Annotated in this window: 4 protein-coding genes; 2 read left to right on the top strand and 2 right to left on the bottom strand. The window is 41.7% G+C overall.

All coding sequences use genetic code 11. From position 1 onward, the window contains the following. Both pnuC and V7D75_RS06050 read left to right on the top strand, forming a co-directional pair. The coding region (gene pnuC, locus V7D75_RS06055) for a nicotinamide riboside transporter PnuC (protein WP_333613823.1) at window positions 1–673 on the top strand (673 nt) is incomplete at its 5' end. A gap of 173 nt (window positions 674–846) precedes the next feature. Beyond that, complete coding sequence (locus tag V7D75_RS06050) at window positions 847–1293, top strand: Mpo1 family 2-hydroxy fatty acid dioxygenase (RefSeq protein WP_333613822.1); 447 nt, start codon at window positions 847–849, stop codon at window positions 1291–1293. A gap of 119 nt (window positions 1294–1412) precedes the next feature. Here V7D75_RS06050 and V7D75_RS06045 read toward each other — a convergent pair whose 3' ends face one another. Together V7D75_RS06045 and V7D75_RS06040 are read right to left on the bottom strand one after the other, a co-directional pair. Continuing rightward, window positions 1413–2024, bottom strand: coding sequence for a nitroreductase family protein (locus tag V7D75_RS06045; RefSeq protein WP_333613821.1), 612 nt, complete (start codon window positions 2022–2024; stop codon window positions 1413–1415). A 222-nt stretch (window positions 2025–2246) separates the two neighbouring features. Then, complete coding sequence (locus V7D75_RS06040; RefSeq protein WP_333613820.1) at window positions 2247–3185, bottom strand: pirin family protein; 939 nt, start codon at window positions 3183–3185, stop codon at window positions 2247–2249. Between the last annotated feature and the right edge of the window lie 77 nt (window positions 3186–3262).

The raw sequence follows: 3262 nt of genomic DNA, 5'->3' as shown, positions 1-3262 counted from the left end.
ATCAGCAGGCTTTTGGCTGACCACCGAACACAATACTCTTGATTGGTTTTATTTAGTCGTGTCATTTATCGGTTTGATTTGCGTGGTGTCATTATCTTTTCGCAAAAATATTTTGGGTAATGGTTTTGGGATGGCGGCAACCGCAGGTGAATTTGTGGTTCAAGCCACCTCTGGCGCCGTTGGTTTGATGCTCGCGCCGTTATTTAACTTTTTTAGTCATCTTTATGGGATTTTTTATTGGTCCAAGCATACCGACGCCGATGGCGATATGGTGCCCAAATCTGCCAGTCGCTGGATTTGGCTATTAACCATCGCTTTTATGGTCATCGGTTTGGCGCTGTTTCCTACAGTAAATAACTTACTTGCTAGCTATGGTTACGCCGTCGTTGAAGATGATAATAGTAAATTTTTGGGCTTTATCTCTTTCTTTTGGATTAACGTTATTGCTTTTGTGCTATCTATCACTGCGCAAGCAGCGATGATTCTGCGTTATTCATTTAACTGGTGGTTATGGATTTTATCCAATTTCGTTTGGCTGACCGTTAACCTGATGTCGGGCAATTATATCTTTGCCATTCAAACCATGGTCTACCAAGTCAACTCCTTTGTCGGACTGTATGAATGGTACCGCAGCGAGCAAGATTCTAGGGAATTAGCCCAACCAGTACGTTAATCAATACTTTTAGCAAACCATAAAAAAGTTGAAAAAACAGACAAATGAGGTTAATAAGCTAGCATAATTTGACTGTGGGGTTTACCAGATAAAATGGCAGAGTGCGCCAATTAGTGCTACAACTGGTATTAATAAGTCGGTTTACTCATTTATTTGCTAACAGGGAGGTTAGTATGTCTCGTACCCGTCAAGGCCGTATGTCAAAACGCACACTTGAGCAATGGCTCAGTGAATATTCTGTCAGTCATCAAAACCTAGTCAATAAAAAAATCCATTGGCTCTGTGTTCCAACTATTTTCGTCAGTATCTTGGGCATGGGCATGTCGCTATCGGTCTGGTTCACCTTGGTGATGAGCGCCTTAGTTTTAATCTTCTATATGCGTTTATCGACGCCGCTGTTTTTGGCAATGGGCATGTTTATTCTCATTTGCTTATCAGTGATGACGCTACTGCCGTGGGGCTTTAAGGTTTGGGCGGCTATCTTTGTGGTTGCTTGGATTGGACAGTTTGTCGGTCATAAAATTGAAGGCAAAAAACCGTCTTTCTTTGAAGATTTGCAGTTCTTGCTAATTGGTCCAGCATGGGTAGCTAATAGCTTAATGCGCCGTAAGAAAAGCTGAATAAATGGTATTTAATACTGTTACTATTTTAACTTTCCCATGTAATACAGACAAAAAAGCGCCACTCAATAATCAATTGAGTGGCGCTTTTCCTATTTGCTAGCTGTTTTAAAAATAGCTTATTTACCAAATACTTTCATACGCTCTTCAAGAGGTTTAAATTCCTTGTCGCCTGCGGGTTGTTCAATAGCACCAAATACCAATTGCGCGTTCATCTCCCAATGCTCATCGATATTCCACTCTTCAGCGACTTTTTTGTCGATAATTGGATTGTAGTGCTGTAAGTTGGCGCCGACATCAATACTCGCTAACGCCGTCCAAATAATGTACTGGTGCATCGCATTGGTTTGGTGCGCCCAAATTGGGAATTTATCCGCATATAAAGGTGCAGCAGCTTGCATGTCTCTGACAACGCTATGGTCTTCAAAGAACAAAATAGTACCAGCGCCGGCTTTGAAGCCATCCATTTTTTGCTTGGTCGCCGCAAATTGCTCTTCATTATCCACGATATCACGTAGGGTATCTTCGGTGATTTGCCAAAGTTTGTTATGGTCATCGCCGAACAAAACAACGATGCGCGTTGATTGCGAATTAAACGCTGATGGCGTATGCAACACTGCATGCTCAACCAATTTAACGATTTCATCATTTGAAACTGGTAATTGATTGCTCAAGGCATAAACTGAACGACGTTTTTCTGCTACTTGCTCTAGGGTTTTTAGGTCTGACATAAAATTCTCCGTATTATTAACTAAAAATATTAGTGACTAACAATATTAGTGACTAACAATATTGGTGATTAAGAGTGTATAAATCGCGAGTACGACTAACGCTAGGCAACCGTACTGTCAATAAATCTGCTTTATTATAAGGAAGATTGACCTTAATCAATACTTCCTTTTTGTAATAAAATCTTATTAATGCGCTCTAAAAAGAAAGATTAATTAAACAAACTAACCTTTAAAACCTTCTGGTAGTTCTGGTGCTGGCAAGCGTTTCATATCTGAATCGACATTGCCGAAACGCTCATGACCGTTGTTCCAGTCGATGATAGATTGCTCAATCTCTTCTTTGTTGTCGGCGACAAAGTTCCACCATAGTAGGACTTGGTTATTTAGTGGTTCACCGCCGATAAACATCACGCGAGTGCCTTTTTTTGCGACCAACTTGATACTTTTATTATTAGCAACATCGCTATCATGGAAGCGGAACAATTGATCTTGCTCACAAATCTTGCCTTCGGACTCGATCTGCCCTTCTGTCACCAAAATACCATATTCAAAACCCGGCTCTAGGTTAAGCGTAACTTCACCATCTTCTAAGAAATAAACGTCGATACCGACCATTTTTGAATATTGAATGGTTGGCGCTTCATAACGTTCACCTGTGACACTGTGGTAGCTACCCGTCGTCAAAATCATCTCAACATTATTTTCCGTCCACGTCGGTAGTTCTGGATAATGATGGAAACTACGTTCGATTTGTTGATCGGTCGGTAGCGCAATCCACAGCTGTACCATACTTAGACCACGAGCGGCATCTGCCGAACCGCCGGTATCAGGAAAGACGCTTTGCTCTGTGTGGCTGATTCCTTGGGTTAGACCAGTACCTGCTGTCATGACGTTGACTTGATTTTTAGTAATCACTTGCTTATTACCCAAGCTGTCTTTGTGCAGCACCTCACCATTTAACATCCAGCTAAAGGTTTGCAGGTTGGTGTGCGGATGACGACCGACTTGCATGCCTGTTTCATCTTCGCCAAATTCAGCAGGACCTGCGTGGTCTAAAAAGCACCAAGCGCCGATTGGCTGCTTGCCTTTATTGGGTAACAGACGAGCAATGGGAATGCCGCCGACATCTGCTAAGCGCGGTTCTAGGGTTTCAATACTCATGATTCACCTCTTATTATGTGATACTGGATATAATGTGATGTATAGATGTATAGATAAAGCTCGTTTAGCATTAAAAG

This window comes from Psychrobacter sp. (assembly GCF_036731945.1).
Taxonomy (GTDB): Bacteria; Pseudomonadota; Gammaproteobacteria; order Pseudomonadales; family Moraxellaceae; genus Psychrobacter.
Note: the sequence above shows the minus strand (reverse complement) of the source record. Positions and strands in the feature narration are given on the sequence as shown.